The sequence below is a fragment of the Aliirhizobium wenxiniae genome (assembly GCF_019511445.1).
GTDB lineage: Bacteria > Pseudomonadota > Alphaproteobacteria > Rhizobiales > Rhizobiaceae > Neorhizobium > Neorhizobium wenxiniae_A.
The window spans coordinates 160,298-181,318 of sequence record NZ_JAEUAN010000011.1; the positions used below are offsets into that span (position 1 = coordinate 160,298).

Consider the following 21,021-nt stretch of genomic DNA (forward strand, 5'->3'; position numbering starts at 1 on the left):
ATTGCAAAGGTTGCATTAAGTCCATAGTCTCCCGCCATGGCTATTTTGATCGACAACGTGCAGGCACGGCGGATCTTTCTGGAACGGCAGCAGCTTTGCGCTCCGCCCGGTCGCGCGCTGGCCAAGGCCGATCTGCTGCAGCTGATCGACGATCTCGGCTTCGTCCAGGTGGATAGTATAGCCACCGTCGAACGCGCCCATCACATGATCCTGTTTTCCCGCAACCAGACTTATCGGCGGGAGCATCTGACAGCGCTTCTCGAAAAGGATGGCGAGCTTTTCGAACACTGGACGCATGACGCCTCGATCATCCCGGCGCGGCTTTTCCGCTACTGGAAACACCGATTCCGCCGCCGCGAACCTATCCTCGCGGAACGCTGGCGCAAATGGCAGGGCGAGGGTTTCGATTCCGCTTTCGAGGAAACGCTTCGCTATATTTCCGAAAATGGTGCGATCATGTCACGCGACATGAAGGTGGAGGACCACAAGTCCGGCGGTTGGTGGAACTGGCATCCGAACAAGACGGCGCTCGAATATTATTGGCACACCGGCAAGCTGGCGATCGCAGGGCGGGTCAATTTTCAAAAGGTCTATGATCTTACCGAACGCGTCATAGCAACCCATCATCACGAACCCGAAGTCGAACATGATGAATTCATCGACTGGGCATGCCGCAGCGCGATGAAAAAGCTCGGTTTTGCCACATCCGGAGAACTTGCCGCCTTCTGGGATATCGTCACGCCGGAAGAAGCAAAGGCCTGGGTGGCGAGCCATCGCGACGAACTGACCGAAGTGGTGATTGAGGCTGCTGACGGCAGCCGCCCACGCGCCTCCTTCGCGCTTCTCGGTTTTGCGGACCATCTCGGCGACATTCCCGATCCACCGGCGCGCATCCGGGTTCTGAGCCCGTTCGATCCGCTGCTGCGCAACCGGGACCGGGCCGAGCGCCTGTTCAACTTCTTCTATCGCATCGAGGTCTTCGTGCCCGAGCCGAAACGGCAATACGGCTATTACGTCTTTCCGCTTCTGGAAGGCGACCGGATGATCGGCCGGATCGACATGAAGGCGGACCGCAAGGCGGGCGTGCTCGACGTCAAGCGCCTGTGGCTGGAAAAAGGCGTTCGCGCCTCTGCCGGGCGGCTGGAAAAGCTCGACGCGGAACTGCAGCGGGTGGGCCGCTTCGCCGGTGTCGAGAAGGTCGTCTACCAACCGGACTGGCGAGGGGAGTAGTTACTTTCTCCATCTTAAAAACACCGTCGAAAGCGGTGGCAGGTCGAGCGCTACGGAGAACGGTTTTCCGTGTTCCTGAGAGCGCTGTGCCCAGGCATCCATCTGGCCGAAATTCGAGCCGCCATAGATTGCTGCATCCGTGTTGAGTACGACCTCCCAGCGCCCTTCTTCCGGCACGCCGACCCGGTAGCCGTACCGTGGAACCGGGGTCATGTTCGACATCACCAGCATATGTGACGCGCGATCCTGCGATGAGCGCAGCATGCCGTAGACGGAGTTTTCCGCGTCATCCGCCACGGCCCACTGAAAGCCTTCGGGATGCAGGTCGCTGAATTGCAATGCCGGCTCGGCGGCATAAAGCCGGTTGAGGTCGCGGATCAGGAACTGAATACCTGCATGGTCCGGCCGATCGATAAGATCCCAGACGACGGAGCCGTCGTGATTCCACTCCGTCTCCTGGGCGATCTCCTGGCCCATGAACAGCAGTTTCTTGCCCGGATGGCCCCACATGAAGCCGTAATAGGCGCGCAGGTTGGCAAGCTTTTGCCAGCGGTCGCCCGGCATCTTTCCGAGCATCGAGCCTTTGCCATGCACCACTTCGTCGTGGCTGATCGGCAGCATGAAGCGCTCCGAGTAGGCATAGATCATTCCGAAGGTCATGCCGCCATGGTGATGCTTTCGATAGACGGGATCATCCGAGATGTAATGCAGCGTGTCGTGCATCCAGCCCATATTCCACTTGAAATCGAAGCCCAGCCCACCGTCTTCCGGCTTTTTCGTTACGCCCGGCCATGCGGTGGATTCTTCGGCAACCGTAAAGGCATGCGGGCAGCGATCATGGATGATGCTGTTGAGATGTTTGAAGAACTCGACGGATTCGAGATTCTCTCGCCCGCCATACTGGTTAGGTACCCATTCGCCTTCATTACGACTGTAATCGCGATAAAGCATCGAGGCGACGGCATCGACCCGCAGAGCATCCACATGGAAATGCTCAAGCCATTCCAGCGCCGAAGCGATCAGGAACCCTTTCACCTCGTTGCGGCCGAGATTGTAGATCAGGGTATTCCAGTCCTTGTGAAACCCTTCGCGTGGATCGGCATGTTCATAGAGCGCTGTCCCGTCGAAACGGGCAAGCCCCCAGATATCGGTCGGGAAATGCGCCGGCACCCAGTCGAGGATGACGCCGATACCCGCCTGATGGCAGCGGTCGATGAAATAGGCAAAATCCTCCGGCGTGCCGTAACGTCCGGTCGGGGCAAAAAGGCCGAGCGGCTGGTAACCCCATGAGCCGCCGAACGGATGCTCCATGATCGGCAGCATCTCGATATGGGTGAAACCGAGAGACTGGACGTAGGGGATAAGTCGCTGGCTGAGTTCAACCCAGTCGAGCGAACGGTTGCCTTCCTCGGAAATCCTCACCCAGGAGCCGAGATGGACCTCGTAGACGGAGATCGCGCCCTCGCGGGTGTTGTCCTCGCCCTGCTGTTTCATCCACTCCGCATCATTCCAGCGGAACGGCTTTGCCGAGGCAACGATTGAAGCGGTCAAGGGAGCTGCCTCCGATGATCGCGCCACCGGGTCGGCGCGTTGCGGCAGCAGATTGCCATGGGCATCCAGCAGTTCGAACTTGTAGCGCTCGCCATGCGTCAGCCGTGGAATGAACAGCTCCCATATACCGGCCTGGGGGCGAAGCCGCATCGGGTTGCGTCGCCCGTCCCAGGCATTGAAATCGCCGACCACGGAAACCCGCCGGGCATTCGGCGCCCAGACGGAAAAGCGTACGCCCTCGACTCCGTCTATCTCCATCGGTATCGCGCCGAGCGTTCGGCCAAGCTCGTAATGGGTGCCCTGGCTAATCAGATGCAGGTCAAGCTCACCGAGCAGGGGCGGAAATAAATAAGGGTCTTCCGTCTCCTGAACGGCGTCCGGCCATTCGATCCGCAGACGATAGGGCGAGGTGCTGCCCACAAGCCCGGCAAAAATGCCGACGTCATGGATCGGCTCAAGCTCCGCCATCACCCGCCCAGTCTCGCTTTCGATAACCGAGACCGACAGCGCTCCGGGAAGCAGTGTCCTGACCACGGTGAGGTCACCATATTGATGCCGTCCGAGCATGGAGAAGGGATCTCCGTGTCGCCCCTCAGCAAGCGCCTGCAGGCCTTCCTGCACCATGCCGGTCATCAGCTCTGCGCGTTCATATCTCATCGGTCAGTCTCCAGAAGTCGGGAGGCAATCGCCGAAAAACCGGCAAGCGGAAGGGGCAGCCAGTGCGGCCGGCTGCGGACCTCGTAAGCCACTTCGTAAGCGGCCTTTTCGAGCAGGAAGAGATCGAGCACCCGGTCACGGTTCTCGTTCGACTGCACCAGTGCGTCGGATTTCTCCACAGCGGTAAAATAGGCGCTCAGAAATGCCGGTTCGGCGAGTTCTATGAAGCGCGTAATCAGTTGGCGATGGCGGATATCATCTACCTCGCTTACCACCTCTCGATCCATGTCCGCCGCCGCCGCGAGATAGCTCAGCGAGCGCAATAGTCCGGCCACGTCACGCAGCGGGTTGGTCTTTGCCCTGCGCTCGACAAGCGTTTTCGTCGGTTCGCCTTCGAAGTCGATGATGTAGGCGTCGCTTTCGGCAACCAGGATCTGGCCGAGGTGGAAATCGCCATGATGGCGCGTTTTCAACGTACCACCCGTGGCTTCCGTCAACCGGCTGGCGAGCGCAGTTAGCTCATCGCGCCGGGCGATAAGCGACTTTGCGATCTCGGCAAGCTCGCCTTCCAATCCGGGAACCGTAGCTTCCAGAATGGTAAGGCTCTGGCCTATCTGGTCGGCCACGGCGCGCCGTGCCGCGGCAACATCCTCCTTCGTGCCCCATTCGGGCTTGAAGGCCTCGTCATCGGTATTTTCGGCCAAGGCCACATGCAGCTCGCCTAGCCGCGTGCCGATCGTCCCGGCGAAATCGACCAGCGGCTTGAAATGCTCGTCAGCTGCTTCGTTTTCCAACCCGGTCACAACGATCTCGTCGATCGAGCGGCGCAGGTTTCCGAGCATCCAGTTCCACGCATCGCCCTGATTGCGGATCGCTTTCTGCACGATGATCAGCGTGTGGCGCGTGCCATCCGGCCCGGTACGGGCGACTTCGCCCAGAAGCTGCGCCGTGTTCCGGTACCCCACCTTGGTGAGGTGCCGCGTCATCTCCACCTCCGGATGGATACCCGGAAAGATATGGCGGATCAGCTTCACCATCGCCAGATCGCCGACGATCAGCGAACTGTTCGATTGTTCGGCGGAAAGCCAATGCACCGGCAGGTCGTCGGTAATGTCCAACCTGTCGAGATGATCCGTGCCGATGAATTCGAGCGCCCCCGTGCGGCCTGTAATGACGGCTCGTTCCGAGAGGCCACGCAGAATGGCGCGGGCGAAACTCTCATGGGCAAAACCGTCCGTGAGGAAGCCGACGCGGCGGCCTTGCCGCAACCGTGCCATCGAAAGCTGCTGGGCGAGCGCCGATGGAAAACTGTCGTCCCAAGAGACTGCGAGCGGCAGAAGATAGCTGTCCATCCTTCCTGCGACATCCGCTTCCAGCTCGCCGAGCAATATGTTGTTGGCGAATGGCAGGGGCGTTGCCGAGACCAATGAGGCATGGTTGAGGATCTCACCCTTAGAGCCGAACCAGCGCCGCATGGTCAGATAACCCGGCAGCACCTCATTCGACATCGTCTCGGCCAATTTCGGCTGGTCGATCAGTTCCTGCAGGTCGCGGCGTACCACCATGGTCACCATGTCCTGCACCTGTTCCGGCGGCGCCTTGCGCCAGCTCGGCCCGTCCGATTCCGGCGATAGCTGGAACCAGAAGAAACCGTAGGGCGGCAGTGTCAGCAGATAGGTCAGCTGCCCGATCGGCGGAAAGGGCGACATGCCGGTCAGTTCGATCGGCACGGAGCCTTCGAACTGCGCCAGATCCAGTTCCACGGCCTGCGGCAGGCGTGAAAGATTGGCAACGCACAGGATCGTCTCGCCGTCGTATTCGCGCAGATACGCCATGATCTTGCGGTTGCCCGGCGTCAGGAACCTGAGCGAACCGCGCCCAAAGGCCGGGTGCCGGTTGCGCAGGGCGAGCATTCGCCGCGTCCAGTTCAGAAGCGAATGGGCATCCGCGCCCTGTGCCTCGACATTCACCGCCTCGTAACCGTAGAGCGGGTCCATCACAGGCGGCAGCACCAGGCGGGCAGGGTCGCCCTTGGAAAAGCCGCCATTGCGATCCGGCGACCATTGCATCGGAGTGCGCACCCCGTCGCGGTCGCCGAGATAGATATTGTCGCCCATGCCGATCTCGTCGCCGTAATAGATCACCGGCGTGCCGCGCATGGAAAGGAGCAGCGCATTCATCAGTTCGATCCGCCGCCGGTCGCGTTCCATCAGCGGCGCCAGACGCCGGCGGATGCCGAGATTGATGCGGGCGCGACGGTCTGCGGCATAGGTGTTCCACAGATAGTCGCGCTCCTCATCGGTCACCATTTCGAGCGTCAGCTCGTCATGGTTGCGAAGGAAGATTGCCCATTGGCAGTTATCCGGAATCTCCGGCGTCTGGCGCATGATGTCGGTGATCGGGAACCGGTCTTCCTTGGCGATCGCCATATACATGCGCGGCATCAGCGGGAAATGAAACGCCATGTTGCATTCATCGCCCTCACCGAAATATTCGCGGGTATCCTCCGGCCACTGGTTTGCTTCGGCGAGCAACATCTTGCCGGGATGGCTTTCGTCCAGGGCGGCACGGATCTGCTTCAGGATATCATGCGTCTCGGGCAGGTTCTCGTTGTTGGTCCCCTCCCGTTCGATGAGATATGGAATGGCATCGAGCCGAAAACCGTCGATCCCGGTGTCCGCCCAGTAGCGCATGACTTCCAGCAATTCCTCCAGCACCTGCGGATTGTCGAAGTTGAGATCCGGCTGGTGCGAATAGAAACGATGCCAATAATAGGCGCCGGCAACCGGATCCCAGGTCCAGTTGGATTTCTCCGTATCGATGAAGATGATCCGGGTTTCGGGAAATTTCTGGTCGCTATCGGACCACATGTAGAAATCGCGCTCCGGCGAGCCGGGTGGCGAATGGCGCGCTCGCTGAAACCAGGGATGCTGGTCGGAAGTGTGGTTGATGACGAGTTCGATGATGACCCGGATCCCGCGTTCATGCGCAGCATCAACGAAGGCGCGAAAATCCTCCATTGTCCCATAGTCGGGGCTGATATTGCCGTAATCCGCGATGTCGTAGCCGTCATCTCGGCGCGGAGATGGGAAGAAGGGCAGCAGCCAGATCGCATTGGCGCCGAGCGAGGCGATATGATCGAGCTTTTCCGTCAGCCCCTTGAAGTCGCCGATCCCGTCGCCATTCGAGTCGTGGAACGACTTTACATGCAGTTGGTAGATGATCGCATCCTTGTACCACAGGGGGTCGTCGCCCTGTGGCTGCTGCTGGGCCATCGCATCGGTCAGGCTGTTGGTCATGAAGTCCACGGCGCATTCCTCCCTTATCTGACGCGCCAGATGGCGAACGGCAGGCCTGCCTGCGGGTCGAGCCGCAGGCGCTGGATCTTTCCTGTCCAGGTGAACCGGTTGCCGGCGATCAGGTCTTCCAGTTGAAGCGATCCATGGTCGGGCTGGTTCCACGACCAGAGCGGAATTTCGACATCCGCCTCGTGTGCGTTATGGGGATCGAGGTTGACGGCGATCAGCAGAACGTTCTCTCTGCCGGCGCTCGCCTTCTCGAAGAACATGATATTCTCGTTCCAGGCGGTCAGAAGCTGCAGCCCGAGATGCGAATGCAGCGCCGGATTTTCGCGGCGGATGCGGTTCAGAAGCGCGATCTCGCCCTTGATATTACCGGGTCGGTCATGATCCCAGGCGCGGATCTCGTATTTCTCCGAATCCGCATATTCCTTGCGCTTGGCGTCCGGCCGGCCTTCGCACAGCTCGAACCCGTTATAGACGCCCCACAGACCAGACAGGGTGGCGGCGAGCGCTGCGCGGATGAGATAGGCGGGACGCGGCGCATTCTGCAAAAAGTCCGGGTTGATGTCATGCGTGTTGACGAAGAAATGCGGCCGGAAGAAATCCTTCGGCTCTTCCGTGGTGATCTCGCGCATATACTGTTCGAGTTCCCACTTGGCGTTGCGCCAGGTAAAATAGGTATAGGACTGGGAGAACCCGACCTTGGCCAGCCGATACATCACTTTCGGCTTGGTAAAGGCTTCCGACAGGAACACCACATCCGGATGCCTTGAGCGGATATCGGCAATCATCCACTCCCAGAACGGGAAGGGTTTGGTGTGAGGATTGTCGACACGAAAGAGCTTTACACCGTTATCGACCCATTTCTGCACCACATCGCGCAGCTCGATCCATAGCGAAGGCACGGCCTCCTTGGCGTAAAAATCGACGTTGACGATGTCTTCGTATTTCTTCGGTGGGTTTTCCGCATAACGGATTGTCCCATCCGGTCGCCAGTCGAACCAGCCGGGATGCGATTTCAGCCATGGATGATCGGGCGATGCCTGAATGGCAAGATCGAGGGCAATTTCCAGCCCGTGATCGCCCGCGGCATCGACCAGCCGACGAAAGTCTTCGAATGTGCCGAGTTCGGGATGGATCTCGTCGTGTCCGCCATCCGGCGAGCCGATTGCATAAGGGCTGCCCGGATCATCGGGACCGGGCGTGAGTGTATTGTTTTTGCCCTTGCGGTTGGTTTTGCCGATCGGATGGATCGGCGGGAAATAGAGGACATCGAAGCCCATCTCGCGAATGGCGGGAAGGCGGGCAATCACGTCGTCGAACGTACCGTGGCGGGCCGGATCGCCGCTCTGGGAACGTGGAAAGATCTGGTACCAGCTGGCAAAACTTGCCGCCGTCCGCTCGGCATCGACGGGGATGATCTGCGATCGGACACGGTGAGGCCGGCGATCAGCTTTGGCCATCAGTTCGGCGGTTTCCGGCAAAAGCAGGGTCCGCACCCGTTGTTTATCATGCTCATCGGTCAGCCGGTCGAACAACTTTTGCAACGCCGGCTTTAGTTCGCCTGAGGCATGATCCAATGCATCGAGCACCAGATTGATGCCTTCCTGGATTTCCAATCTCAGGTCGAGGCCTGCCTCATGTTTCTTGGTGAACTCGTAGCGAAAAATCTGGAACGGATTTTTCCAGCCCTCTACGGAAAATTCGTGCCGTCCCATGCGCTTCAGCGGAAACTCCGCCTGCCAGCGATCGTTGAGCACAAGCTGCATCGGCACTTCCTGCCAGTTCTCGTCATCGGCACAGCGATAGAGCAGGGCGGCCGACAAAGGATCATGCCCATCGCCAAATATGTCGGCCTCGACTTTCAGCGTCTCGCCCACCACGCGCTTGACGACAAACCGGCCTTCATCGACCGCCGGGGTGATCTTCTCGATTGCAAGGCGCGGCGTGGCGGCGGCTTCGTTGGCAGTCTGCACCGGCACGGCGTCGACGATCGGTTCCGAAACATAACCTTCAAATATGCGCATCTCGCCAGGCTTGAGCTTCAGCCTCGCGTCGAATATTTCCGTCTCGTCTTCCGGGGCCACGAGCGGCAGGAAAGGAGAGGCGGCTTCGCGTAATACGTTGAAGGGGGCTGTCGCGGTTTTGCGCAGATCCCGGTTCAACAGTACGACCCGCATTTTTTCCGAGGCACGGCTGTCTTCTTCGTCCGTTTGGAACAGCCCGACTACCGGTCCCTGGCTGGCCGAAACCAGTTTCAACGGGCGACGGGCGAAACCGGCGGCGGTCTTGTTGGGCGCCTCAATGATCTCGCGGATTTCGGCTAAAAGATCATAGGAACCCTGATCCTTCATTCCACGTAAGCCAGCACCGTCGCCATAAAGCGGATCGAGCGGCAAGGCCACGCCATATTCGAACCCCATCGGGATCATCAGCCCGCTGGTAAAGGTAGAGGCGAGCTTCAACGCTCGCACTGCCTTGCGCTTCAGCACCTCGCAGCCATCCGTGCCATGTGCGATGCGCTTTCCGAACGGCGCCTCAGGGAAGGCAATCTGGTAACCGAGATCACGCTGGATCTGGTACTCGTCCATAATCCAGCGTTCTTCCATGTCCCACCAGGCGAGCGATGAGAAACTGCCGTCCATGCCCGCACCCTTCAGCGCCTGCCGGTCGGCAAAAGCGCTGCCGGGCGTCCAGGCGACGAAGATCGTCTCGGGTCTGGTTCGACGCGTATGGGCGATCAGCTCATGCCAGGCTTCGGGCGCTACCCGGCCGATGCCGATGCAGCGGAAACCCGCAATCCCGAGGCCAACGAGCGAGACCAGCCGCTTCCGCCAGCCTTCGATATGTCGGGCGTCAGTCAGAAAATCGATCCGTCGCGCGCCCATCTGTTGTGGTTTCATCCGAGGATCGGCAGCCACCCGTAAGGCATCTGGTCGATCCATCGCGATCTGATCGACCACCAGATCGAGCATAAGTTTCAACTCATGCTTTTTCGCGATTGCAGCCAACGCGGCAATCCCCTCTTCCGGATCGTCTCCCAGCCCGAGTGCCGGATCCAGCCGCTCAAAACTCTGCGTGGTGAAAATGGCTGAGGCGGCGCCGCGTTGATAGAGCGGGCCGGAGAGCACCGTGTCGAAGCCGAGATCGCGGGCATGGGCAAAGGCCTCTTTCCAGGCCTCCATTCCGTGCAAGGCGAGAGGATGGACATAATAGATCTGCGGCGGCAGGTCGGTAAGCGGAATGCGGGATGCAAATTGAGGGCGCGTGTTCATCGGTCCTGCCTTGCCTTTGATGGTTGGGGCACTTGATCGGAGCCACGAATTTCTTCGACTAACTGCATTCCAACGGCGCTGGTTCCGATAAAATTGTCCAAGTCCGGTGCGCGTTCGTTGGCCGGTGACCGCGCCCTCTACGGAAGATGTTGAAGAAAAAGAGCAATCACGGGTTGCTTGGAAATCGCTTTCCTGTTCGATTTCAGCCGGATCATAACAAGCGACCATTCGCCACGGTTGGGCGATGTTCGTTGATGAACCGTCGGCATCGCAAAGCGACAGTGATCCGGCTAAGTCTTGGTCGCGGGATTTCAGGAGGAGTGCGACATGGCGAAACTGCGGGTGGCGATGATTGGTCTGGGCATGGCGGCGGGGCACCACGCCCGCGCATTGCTCGATCTTGCCGAACAGGTCGAATGCGCTGCAGCCTATAGTCCGACGGCGGCACGCCGCGAAGCCTTTTCCGCGCAGTACCCGATACCGGTGGTGGACAATCTTGAAGTGATTTTCGATGATCCGGATATCAACGCGGTTCTTATCCTGACACCCCCGAGCAGCCATTTCGAGCTTGTCGAACGTGCGGCGGCGGCAGGAAAGCATATCCTGCTTGAGAAGCCCCTGGATATCAGTCTGGAACGGGCTGAGGCTATCGTGAATGTAGCAGAGCGGGCCGGGGTGAAGTTGGGCGTCGTGCTGCAGAACCGCTTCCGGCCAGCCGCCCTTGCGCTCGACCTTCTAATCGTCACCGGCCGGCTTGGGTCATTGGTCGGCGCTTCTGCCGCGGTTCGCAACTGGCGGCCGCAGAGCTATTACGATGTCGAGGGCCGGGGAACGCGGGCGCGCGATGGCGGTGGCGTTTTGCTCACGCAGGCCATTCATACGATCGACCTGCTCCTGAGTTATGTCGGCACGCCCAGGGATATCTCCTCCTTCGTTCGCACCACGCCCATTCACACTATGGAGACTGAGGATCTTGTCGCGGCTTCGTTTTCTTTCGAGAACGGTGCGATCGGCACGCTGAATGCCACGACCTCGGCCTATCCAGGCCTGCCTGACCGGATTGAACTGATCGGCACTGAAGGCACGGCCACGTTATCCGGCGACACACTGGAAGCGGCATTCATCGATGGCACGGTGGCAAAGGTGGGAGGAGAGCAGTCAATTGGCACCGGAGCCGATCCGATGGCCTTCGGCCACGAAATGCACCGCGCCCTGATCGGAAACTTTATCGGTTCGATCACCGGCGAGGAGACATTGCGGGTCTCAGGTCACGATGCTCTGTTGGCCCACCGTTTCATCGAAAAGATACTGGCGGCCAGCCGCTGAGGCCCTAAAGTCCGGCGGCCTTACGCAATTCTTCCGCCATGCGACTGCGCCAGTCCTTGCCGGAAGCCTTGAACCTGTCGAGCACGTCGGGATCGAGCCGCAACGTCACGGCAACCTTCGGCGCCTCGACCTTGGGGCGGCCACGCGCAGCAATTGCCTTTTCCATCTTCTCCGCTATTTCGGGGAAGACCTCGCGGAAGGGGCGCATGCTGGCGAGTTCTTCCTTGGTGAGGGGAGGGCTGTCGACGGCATCCCAGTCTTCTTTTGTGTAGCCACGCCCGGGTCGGAATTCTGTCTGCAGTTCTGGCTTTATTTTCATTCAAGCCTCCTCCGTTCGTCATGGCGGGCGGTGCGCATGGAGATTACCGAAATCGCTTCCGAGCCGAGGGTCAGATATATCACCACGATGGTTCCATCGTTTAGCCGACCAATGGCCTTCGATCTCCTGTTCCTGGCAGGCATGGTCACCGCAGCCAGAAAGAACTCAACGGAAAGCTCGGCAAAATCGAAGCCGTGCTTATCCAGATTGACCCGTCGCTTCCGCTCGTCCCAGATGATACGCATTATTCGTACACGAAAAATCGCCGCCCGACAATGAGCGACGATCCGACGAAACGAAAGAGGTTACAATCCCGGGATTTTAGGGGTTAGCAGATCACGGTTTCGGAGATCCGGATCCCGAACCCTTCCAGCCCCACATAGTGGCGCTCGCTGCGGGTCAAAAGCTTGATCGAGGTGACGCCGAGATCTTTCAGGATCTGTGCGCCGAGACCGATTTCCAGCCATTCGCTTTCACGCGCCTGCGCTTCGGCATGAGCCTCCTGGTCCTGGCGCATCTTGCGGCCGTGTTCGGTCTGGCCGACGCCGACGGAACCTTCGCGCAGGTAGATGATCACGCCGCGGCCTTCGTTTTCGATCATCTTCATGTAGCGCTCGACCGAGCGCTCAGTGCCGAACACATCCTGTGCCACGTTTTCGAGGTGAAGTCGGACCGGAATGTCGACGCCGTCGCGGATGTCGCCGAAGATGACGGCTACATGCTGCATCGGATCCCAGGGCAGCGAATAGGCATGCGCCTTGGCGCGACCGACCGGGGTCGTCACGTCGAAGGACGACATCAGCTCGATCAGGGTTTCCTTGCGCTGCCGATAGGCGATCAGGTCCGCGACGGAAACCTGCTTCAACCCGTGCTCGACGGCGAACGCCGCCACCTGCTGGCCACGCATCACGGTGCCGTTGTCGTTGACGAGTTCGGAAATCACGCCGATCGGCGGTAGGTTGGCGAGTTTGCAGAGGTCGGTCGCCGCTTCCGTGTGACCCGAGCGCATCAAAACGCCGCCCTCGCGCGAAATCAGCGGAAAAATATGGCCGGGACGGACGAAATCGGCTGCCCCGACATTGGGGTTTGCAAGGTTGCGCACCGTCAGCGTCCGGTCATCCGCGGAAATGCCGGTCGTCGTGCCATGCTTGAAATCGACGCTGACGGTAAAGGCCGTCGTGTGGGCGCTGTCGTTTTCGGCCACCATGGCATTGAGGTTGAGCCGCTTGGCCTCTTCGCGCGGCATCGGCGCGCAGACGATGCCGGATGTGTGGCGTACGATAAAGGCCATCTTTTCGGGCGTGCAATGCACGGCGGCAACGATCAGGTCGCCCTCGTTCTCGCGGTCGTCGTCATCGGTCACGACGACGATCTCTCCGGCCTCGAAGGCACGGATGGCATCAACGACGGCTTTCTGATCATAGGCCATGGGAAATCCCTATTTCAGGCGGCCGGTCTGGCCGCGGTCACGGAGATAATGATCTGCAATGGCGCAGGCGACCATCGCCTCGCCGATCGGCACGGCGCGGATACCGACGCAGGGGTCGTGGCGGCCCTTCGTGCGCACATCCACATTGTTGCCATCCGCATCGATCGACTGGCGCTCGGTCAGGATCGAAGAGGTCGGCTTGATCGCAAAGCGCGCAACGATCGCCTCGCCGGTGGAAATGCCGCCGAGAATGCCGCCCGCATGGTTGGAGAGGAAGATCGGCTTTCCGTCATTGCCCATCCGCATTTCGTCGGCATTTTCCTCGCCGGTCAGTTCCGCCGAGGCAAAGCCTTCACCGATCTCGACGCCCTTGACGGCGTTGATCGACATCAGCAGCGACGCGATGTCCTGGTCGAGCTTGCCGTAGATCGGCGCGCCGAGACCTGCGGGCACGCCTTCGGCGATCACTTCGACAACCGCACCGATCGAGGAGCCGGATTTGCGGATGCCGTCGAGATACTCTTCCCAGACCGGAACCATGTCCGGGTCGGGGCAGAAGAACGGGTTCTGGTCGACCTGTGCCCAGTCCCAGTTGTTCCGGTTGATCTTGTGCTTGCCGATCTGGACGAGTGCGCCGCGCACGGTGACACCCGGCACGACCAGCCGGGCAATGCCGCCCGCTGCCACGCGCGCTGCCGTTTCGCGGGCAGACGAGCGTCCGCCGCCGCGATAGTCGCGAATGCCGTATTTGACGTCATAGGTATAGTCGGCATGCCCGGGGCGGTAGCGATGGGCGATCTCGCCGTAGTCCTTGGAACGCTGGTCGGTATTCTCGATCAGCATCGAAATCGGCGTGCCGGTCGAGATCATCGTCTCGCCGTCCTCGTCGAACATAACGCCCGAGAGAACCTTGACGATATCATCCTCGCGCCGCTGGGTGACGAAACGCGACTGGCCGGGCTTGCGCTTTTCCATCCAGGCCTGGATGTCAGCGAGCGTGAAGCGCAGTCCGGGAGGGCAGCCATCGACCACGCAACCCAGAGCAGGACCATGGCTTTCGCCCCAGGTCGTAACGCGGAAAAGATGGCCGAACGAGTTATGGGACATGGATGCTGCCTGGCTGCGGGGCGCTTAGATCGCCGTGTTTATCGAGGCTTTCTTAGGCAAAAGCCCGAGCGCCGACAAGCCTTTCTTGCTGCTGACCGGTACCGCTCGGGTGAACACTTCGGTCAACGGAGGCCGGCTCGGTGTTTCAGGCCACCGATCTTTGCCAGCCTTCCTGTGCTTTCGCCGTAAAGTCATCGAAGGGCAGGGCGCGCGCGAAGGCGTAACCTTGCAGAAGGTCGCAGCCAAGCTTCTCGAGCATGTTGGCATGTTCGAAGGTTTCTACACCTTCCGCCACCGTTTCCAGGCCGAGGGATCGGGCGATGTCGACAATCGATCTTACCAGTGCAAGCTCCTGTGGCGAATGAAGGATCGGCAACACCAGCTGCTTGTCGATTTTCAGCCGCTTCGGTTTCAGCCTCAAAAGACTGACGATCGAGGTGTGTCCGGTGCCGAAATCATCGATCTCCACATCGATGCCGAGTTCCTTGATCCGGTCCAGATTGGCAATGACGGCGCTATCACTGTCATCCAGGAAGATCGATTCTACCAGTTCGAAGGCGATTTCGCCGGGCGCGATCTGCAGGCCGCGCAGCATGTCGATCAGGTGCTCGTCATGCAGCCGCCGCGACGAGACGTTGACGGAAACTCTGGGCACCGCAACACCCATCGCTGCCCAGCGCATCTTGTCCTTCAGCACCGTTTCCAGCATCAGCTGGTCGAGCGTCGCCGTGACGTTCAGGTCATCGGCAATCTTCAGGAACTGATCGGGAGCGAGTAGCCCCCGGCGTGGATGGCGCCAGCGGATAAGCGCTTCGACGCCCGTCAGCTTGTACGTTCCGGCGCTGATCTGCGGCTGGTACCAGGCGGTAAACTCATGATTTTCGATCGCCGCCAGCAGTTCGTCCGCGGTCCGCTTGTGGTCGATGATTTCCGCATGCAGGTTCTGCGTGAAGAATTCGAAGCTGTTGCGCCCCATGCCCTTGGCCCGGTAGAGTGCCAGGTCCGCATTGACGAGAATGCGCCGCGCGTCGACATGCGTGCCGTTTGCTTCGGCAATGCCGATAGACACGCCGCAGCGGCAGGAAAAACCGTCGAAATCGAGCGGCTGGCGAAACTCGGAAATGATCCGCGCGGCGAGCTGTGCCAGCTCCTTCGAATTCGCCTGGTCATGCACGAGAATGACGAATTCGTCGCCGCCGATGCGTGCCACGATGTCTCGTTCGTGGACGTTATGCGTCAGGATTTTCGATGCATGTATAAGCATGGCATCACCTGCCGCATGGCCCAGCGTATCGTTGATCTGCTTGAAACGGTCGAGATCAAGATGAAGAAGAGCAAACTTCCGCCTGCCGGAAGAGCGCGACAGGGCGTCGAGTTCCATGTCCAGCTTGCGCCGGTTGGCAAGCAGGGTCAGGGGATCATGGAGCGCATTATGCTCGATCCGGCTTTTTGCCATCTCGAGCTCGCTGTTCTTGGCCTCTGCCTCCGTCTTGGCCTTCTGCAGCTCGACTGTGAGCGCGGTATCCTTGGTTACGTCAAAGGCGAGCCCGATCAGCTTTTTCGAGCCATTCTTGCCGGTATGCAGCTGGCCGACTGAACGCACGTAGCGGATCGAACCGTCCTCCTGCGGCACACGCACCACCAAGGCTTCCTTTGTCTGGCCGCTGAGATAAGCTCTCGATGCATTGATCGCGATAGGGCGATCCTCCGGCAATAGCAGGTTCAGCCAGCGTTCCTGGGCTACGATGCCGTTGGTGAACGGGATGCCGTAGAGCTGGCACATGCGGGCATCCCATGTCTCCGTGGCTTGCCCTGGCGTATATTCCCATATGCCGCAGCCGTATGAAGCAAGCGCCAGATCGAGCTTGCCCGACAGTTCCTCAAGCTCCTGTTCGCGGTTGGACAATTCGTCCAGTGCGAGTTCGAGCTCGGCATTCTTGACTTCCGTATTTGCCTTCGCGTCACGCAGTGTCTGCGCCATCAACACATCGGCCGTCACATCCCAGACGATGCCGGTCATGCGCTGGCTGCCATCGAGGTTTTCGTAACGTGCGCCAGCGGATCGCAGGTATCGGATCTCGCCGTCCGGCAGGGCTATACGATAGGTTTCCGTGCAGGACTCGTAAAGCCGCGCCCATTTCAGGAAATGCGCCTCCGCCTTGCTGCGGTCTTCAGCTCCGACCAGCTGAAGCAGCCCTTTCAATCTTTGCACATCCTGTGGAGAGTTCACACCGTGCAGCATCCGCGCCCGCCGGTCGAGATAGAGCTGCAGCCCATCGCCACTGACCTCCCAGATACCGATCTTGGAAGCCTCCATGGCGAGGTTGAAGCGCTGCGAAAGATCGAGCAGGCTGGCTTCTCGCGTTTTCAGTTCGGCGATATTCCGGTTGCGCTCCGAAAGAAGCCCGGTGGCGGCCACGATAGGCACGGTGATTGCTATAGCTCCCAGTGCCAGGAGCAGCCGGAAATGAGACTGATTTTCCGGAGCCGCATTCCAGCCGCTCTTCGGCGCAACCGAGAGCTCCCAATGTGAGCCGGCAACGTCCATCGCCTTTGTCAGTGGCGACTGGCTGTCAACGGTGTCGTCGCCGAGAAACGCCAGATAGTCCGGTTTGGCGTGATCGCGTAGTGAGAAGTTGATGTCCGCGAGGTTGATCGGGCTCGGCCATGCAGTGTCGCCATCAACCACCATTCCCGCTTCCTTCAGAAGCTGTGCCTTGTCGATGACGATTGCGAGTGCGCCCCACGGTTGGCGAAGTGCTTTTTCATCCGATATGACGGGGACAACGAGGGTCAGGTGGTTTTCCTGCGAACCGGTGACAATACTTGGCGATGCGCTGTTTTTTGCAACCGTCAGATCGACACTCAACCGCTCGATGTTGAATGGCAGAGAAGCGTCACCGGTCGATATGCCCTCTAGCGTGTGGATCTCAGAAATCGAAAGGTCAGGGGCAAGCGCCAAGGCGGAAAAATGGCGATGGTTCTCGAAGGTTACCTCTATGAGCTGTCGGAGATGGCCCGAGGTGGCATCCTGTTCGCGAGCAAGGCGCTGGGCCAAGGACCTGGCGTCCCTGATGTCGTTCTCGATGCGTCCCGCAAGATTGCGCGTGATGGCAGATGCGGTGTTTTCCACATTTGTATGCAGGGCGTCACGTCCGGCTTCGGTGTTGCGTCGGTCAAGACGCAATGCGATCGCGATAATGCAGAGCGAAATTGTCAGTGCTACAAGCAGGGAGATTGGATTGGAGGCAATGAATTCGTGCCAGTTTAAATTTCTTGGCTGCCTGAAATTCACCTGCTTAACGCCCCCTCATTAACTTATTGGATTTCGGAAATAGTGTATTATTCGGGCGTTAATTCATGATTTCAGGATGAATTGACTGGAGGGAGCAGCGGTTTCGCTTAAGCAATACTTAATTTTTCGAAATTCAAAATATTCTCAAAGGCGAAAATCGGCAGATAGTATAATTTTGTTAATAATAAAGCCTTGTTTTGCGCACGAAATGCCATGATCGCGAGCAATTTTTGCCACATTCCGAAGGCTATCTTTGCATCGAAACGAAACACCCGGACCTCGTCAAAGGCCTCTAATATGCGCATGATCATCGCAACCCTGCTCGCCACCGCCAGCATCTTCTCGCCGCTCAACAGCTTCGCGCAGAGTGCGGATGTCGAGGCGACCATCAAGGCGGTGGATGTGAATGCGCTTATTCTGACGCTGGACGACGGCAAGGCCTATAAGCTCCCCGAAGAGTTCAACTTCGAAGGCTTGAAGGAAGGTGTTAAAGTTCTGGTCTTCTACACGATGGTGGATGATAGCCGTATCGTAAATGATCTTGAGATCATTTAATACGCGGGCGAAATCCTTCGCACCTTCGATTGTATGACGGCATCAGATCCAGGCGATATTGCCTTTGACGGCGATTGCATCGCCCGTTTCCCCATCGTTCAGTTCGATCCTGACGATACGGTCCTGATGGATCGGCATGTTGGCAGCCTCATCTTCATCGACATTGCCGATGATGCGGAAAAGCGAACGCAACACCCCGCCGTGGCTGACAGAGATAGTCGGTCCCTTCAGCGAGGCAAGCCAAGCCCCAATGCGCCATGAGAGGATCTCGTAGCTTTCGGCGTCTGCACCCGGCGGTATGAAGCTCCACTTGTTTTTCGAGCGTTCGCGCAGCCGCTCAGGTGCGGTCTTCTTGATCTCGGCGGTGGTAAAGCCTTCCCAGTCACCGAAGGAAAGTTCCTTCAGCCGCTCGTCCGTCCGGTAGTCCATGGGATCGAGCCCCATGGCTGTCCGTATGCGCTCCATCGTCTCGCGGGTGCGCGAAAGAGGGCTTGCGACGAAATCGAACCCGTCGGCCGAGCCGACGAGTTCTTGAAGCATTTCTCCGTTGCGGGTTGCCTGTCCACGCCCGATCGCATTGATCGGAATGTCTTTTTGCCCCTGGAGACGGCCTTCGGCATTCCAGTCCGTCTGGCCGTGGCGGATCACATAGACGAGCACGGCAAACTTCCTTTTTTAATCTTTGATGACCGCGATATCGGGAGCGTCGACGGCCTTCATGCCGATCGTGTGATAACCGCTATCGGCATGATGCACTTCGCCGGTTACCGAGCGCGACAGGTCAGAAAGCATGTAGAGGCCGACGTCGCCGATTTCCTCGATGGTGACGGTACGGCGCAGCGGTGCATTGTACTCGTTCCATTTCAGGATATAGCGGAAGTCGCCGATGCCGGATGCGGCAAGCGTCTTGATCGGGCCTGCCGAAATCGCGTTGACGCGGATGTTCTTCGGGCCAAGGTCGACGGCAAGATATTTGACGCTGGCTTCGAGAGCCGCCTTGGCAACGCCCATGACGTTGTAGTTCGGCATAACCTTTTCCGCACCGTAGTAGGTGAGGGTCAGCATGGAGCCGCCGTCGGTCATCAGCTTTTCGGCGCGGCGTGCGACGGACGTAAACGAATAAACAGAAATCTGCATCGTCTTCGTAAAGTTTTCAGCCGACGTGTCGACATAGCGGCCGGTCAGTTCGTCCTTGTCGGAAAAGCCGATGGCGTGGACGATGAAGTCGATCTTGCCCCAATGCTTTTCGATATTGGAGAAGACCTCGTCGATCGTCGCCTCGTCGGTGACGTCACAGTGGCCGGCCATGAACGCGCCGAGTTCAGCAGCCAGAGGTTCTACCCGCTTCTTCAGTGCATCGCCCTGATAGGTGAAGGCCACTTCGCCGCCATTGTCGACGATGGCCTTGGCAATGCCCCATGCGATCGAGCGATTGTTCGCGACGCCCATGATGAGCCCGCGCTTGCCTGCCATAAGGCCGGATGCCTGAACCATTGTGTAATCCCTGACACGAAAAAATGAATGCTGCCTATGGCATAGGCAGCACCAGGGTTCAAGCATGCGTCAAATCATCAACTGTTAAGAGGCTGTAAAAAAAGAGCGCGTGGCTGGCGATGGCGTCATCGCTCTGTCACACTTGCCTTTCTCACAGATAGAGCCCGTCGCGCATCAGCCGCATGAGATCGGTGACCTTGGCGTCCGGTGTTTCCAAAAGCACGATGCGAAGTTCGACCACAAGGTCGCCGCGTCCTGTCTCATCGTGAAGGCCAAGCCCTTCGATCGTGATCGTGCGGTCCGAGCCGGACCAACTCGGAATTTCGATTGAGCGAGGGCCGGTGGGCGTTTCCACCTGCGCTTCGCCGCCAAGAACTGCATCCTGAAGCGAAATGGGCAGGACGATATGAAGGTTGAAGTCCCTGACGATATAGATCTCGTCGCGGGCCGCCTTCAGCGTCACGACAAGGTCGCCCTGCTTCATGTTCGGAAGCTTGAGGCCCTGGCCCGCGAGGCGAATCACATGCCCGTCGGTTGCTCCGCGTTCGATCGGGACACGAATTTCCCGGTCGTCGGAGAGCTTGATGGTCACCGGTTTCAGGGCAATGAATTCCGCCACGGTCACCTTTGCCTCGACGAGAAGATCCGGTGCCTTTTCCGGTGCAGGTGCAGAACCGCGGATGCGATTGAAAAGATTGGCGATCAGGTCGACCGCCATCATCGGCAGAGGAGAGCGAAGCTCCGGTGCAGGACCGTCTTTGGCAACGGTTTCTGCAGCTTTCGGCTCTGTCGTATTGTCGGGATGTTCCTTGGCGCGCTCGCGCGCTTCGGGGCCGCCGCCGAAAATACGCTCGATGGTTTCTTCCGGGCTCTCGCTCGGCTTCTTGCCTGTCTTTGGTTTGGCTTGCTCGTTGCCTGTGGTCTTCGCCTTCGTGGTGTCCGCCTTCGTTTGCGTCTTGGCTGCTTCGGACTGGGCGCGGGCCGCCTGGGCCCGTGCCAGTTCCTCCATCACCTTTTCCGCATTGGCACGCGCAGCCTTGGCGCGTTCGGCCGCATCACGCTGCTGCATGATCGTCTGGTGCATGTCTGCGGCTCGGTCATAACGGCGGCGGCGTTCCGGGTCCTTGAGCAATTCATAGGCCTGCCCGACCTCCGCAAACCGGTCCGTCGCGCTCGGATCGTCGCGATTGTGGTCGGGATGGATCGTCTTGGCTTTCGTCCGCCAGGCCGCCTTTATTTCGTCGGCATCGGCGTTCCGTCTGACGCCGAGGATGGAATAGGGATCACGCATTGTGAGACCACCGGTTACGCTTTTGACAGCGGGTCCGGCATAATCGCGACCCCGCCGATAATACACTTAAACACGGGCCACACAGTGCCATCATGCGCTGCTCGCTGCTCCGATTTTCTCTGAATGACAGAGTAGAAGCGCAGTCCTGAATCAGTGGTTACAATGCGAGGTGACGACGGAGGTGTGGTGA

The 21,021-nt window shown here is 59.2% G+C and carries 14 protein-coding genes; 3 read left to right on the plus strand and 11 right to left on the minus strand.

Features of this window, described 5'->3' with window-relative positions; all coding sequences use genetic code 11:
- Positions 1 to 36: 36 nt before the first annotated feature.
- Positions 37 to 1,230 carry a winged helix-turn-helix domain-containing protein gene (locus tag JNB91_RS15400; RefSeq protein ID WP_220326393.1) on the plus strand — a complete coding sequence of 398 codons (1,194 nt, stop codon included), beginning with the start codon at positions 37 to 39 and terminating at the stop codon, positions 1,228 to 1,230.
- Here the strand turns inward: JNB91_RS15400 and glgB are convergent, their stop codons facing one another.
- Genes glgB through JNB91_RS15415 form a run of 3 tightly spaced genes read right to left on the minus strand, consistent with a single transcriptional unit; the run spans position 1,231 to position 10,015 of the window.
- Positions 1,231 to 3,438: a 1,4-alpha-glucan branching protein GlgB gene (gene glgB / locus JNB91_RS15405; RefSeq protein WP_220326394.1), complete on the minus strand. Its 2,208-nt coding sequence runs from the start codon at positions 3,436 to 3,438 to the stop codon at positions 1,231 to 1,233.
- Complete coding sequence (gene treS / locus JNB91_RS15410; protein WP_430736292.1) at positions 3,435 to 6,737, minus strand: maltose alpha-D-glucosyltransferase; 3,303 nt, start codon at positions 6,735 to 6,737, stop codon at positions 3,435 to 3,437. The genes glgB and treS overlap by 4 nt, the downstream gene beginning before the upstream one ends.
- A 23-nt stretch (positions 6,738 to 6,760) precedes the next feature.
- Positions 6,761 to 10,015, minus strand: a complete 3,255-nt coding sequence (locus tag JNB91_RS15415) for an alpha-1,4-glucan--maltose-1-phosphate maltosyltransferase (protein WP_220326395.1) — start codon at positions 10,013 to 10,015, stop codon at positions 6,761 to 6,763.
- Positions 10,016 to 10,342: 327 nt separating this feature from the next.
- Between JNB91_RS15415 and JNB91_RS15420 the strand changes: the two genes are divergently transcribed.
- Entirely contained in the window at positions 10,343 to 11,341 is a 999-nt protein-coding gene (locus tag JNB91_RS15420) for a Gfo/Idh/MocA family protein (RefSeq protein ID WP_220326396.1), read from the plus strand.
- 4 nt (positions 11,342 to 11,345) lie between these two features.
- Here JNB91_RS15420 and JNB91_RS15425 read toward each other — a convergent pair whose 3' ends face one another.
- From JNB91_RS15425 to JNB91_RS15445, 5 genes are all read right to left on the minus strand, one after another.
- A complete protein-coding gene (locus tag JNB91_RS15425; RefSeq protein ID WP_220326397.1) occupies positions 11,346 to 11,660 on the minus strand; it encodes a BrnA antitoxin family protein in 315 nt (104 codons plus the stop codon).
- On the minus strand, positions 11,657 to 11,905 hold the full coding sequence (locus JNB91_RS15430; protein ID WP_220326398.1) for a BrnT family toxin: 249 nt from the start codon (positions 11,903 to 11,905) through the stop codon (positions 11,657 to 11,659). Before JNB91_RS15430 ends, JNB91_RS15425 begins: the two co-directional genes overlap by 4 nt.
- A gap of 83 nt (positions 11,906 to 11,988) precedes the next feature.
- Positions 11,989 to 13,089, minus strand: a complete 1,101-nt coding sequence (gene ribB / locus JNB91_RS15435) for a 3,4-dihydroxy-2-butanone-4-phosphate synthase (RefSeq protein WP_220326399.1) — start codon at positions 13,087 to 13,089, stop codon at positions 11,989 to 11,991.
- A gap of 9 nt (positions 13,090 to 13,098) precedes the next feature.
- Entirely contained in the window at positions 13,099 to 14,196 is a 1,098-nt protein-coding gene (gene aroC, locus JNB91_RS15440; RefSeq protein WP_220326400.1) for a chorismate synthase, read from the minus strand.
- Between the two features lie 145 nt (positions 14,197 to 14,341).
- Positions 14,342 to 17,329 carry a bifunctional diguanylate cyclase/phosphodiesterase gene (locus JNB91_RS15445; protein WP_346269346.1) on the minus strand — a complete coding sequence of 996 codons (2,988 nt, stop codon included), beginning with the start codon at positions 17,327 to 17,329 and terminating at the stop codon, positions 14,342 to 14,344.
- Positions 17,330 to 17,788: 459 nt separating this feature from the next.
- Here JNB91_RS15445 and JNB91_RS15450 point away from each other — a divergent pair, with 459 nt between their 5' ends.
- Complete coding sequence (locus JNB91_RS15450; RefSeq protein WP_220326401.1) at positions 17,789 to 18,046, plus strand: DUF1344 domain-containing protein; 258 nt, start codon at positions 17,789 to 17,791, stop codon at positions 18,044 to 18,046.
- Between the two features lie 42 nt (positions 18,047 to 18,088).
- On the opposite strand, the gene JNB91_RS15455 is transcribed toward JNB91_RS15450, so the two are convergent.
- From JNB91_RS15455 to JNB91_RS15465, 3 genes are all read right to left on the minus strand, one after another.
- A complete protein-coding gene (locus tag JNB91_RS15455; RefSeq protein WP_220326402.1) occupies positions 18,089 to 18,706 on the minus strand; it encodes a histidine phosphatase family protein in 618 nt (205 codons plus the stop codon).
- Between the two features lie 15 nt (positions 18,707 to 18,721).
- Complete coding sequence (gene fabI, locus JNB91_RS15460; protein WP_220326403.1) at positions 18,722 to 19,540, minus strand: enoyl-ACP reductase FabI; 819 nt, start codon at positions 19,538 to 19,540, stop codon at positions 18,722 to 18,724.
- A 151-nt stretch (positions 19,541 to 19,691) separates the two neighbouring features.
- Positions 19,692 to 20,831: a J domain-containing protein gene (locus tag JNB91_RS15465; RefSeq protein WP_220326404.1), complete on the minus strand. Its 1,140-nt coding sequence runs from the start codon at positions 20,829 to 20,831 to the stop codon at positions 19,692 to 19,694.
- Between the last annotated feature and the right edge of the window lie 190 nt (positions 20,832 to 21,021).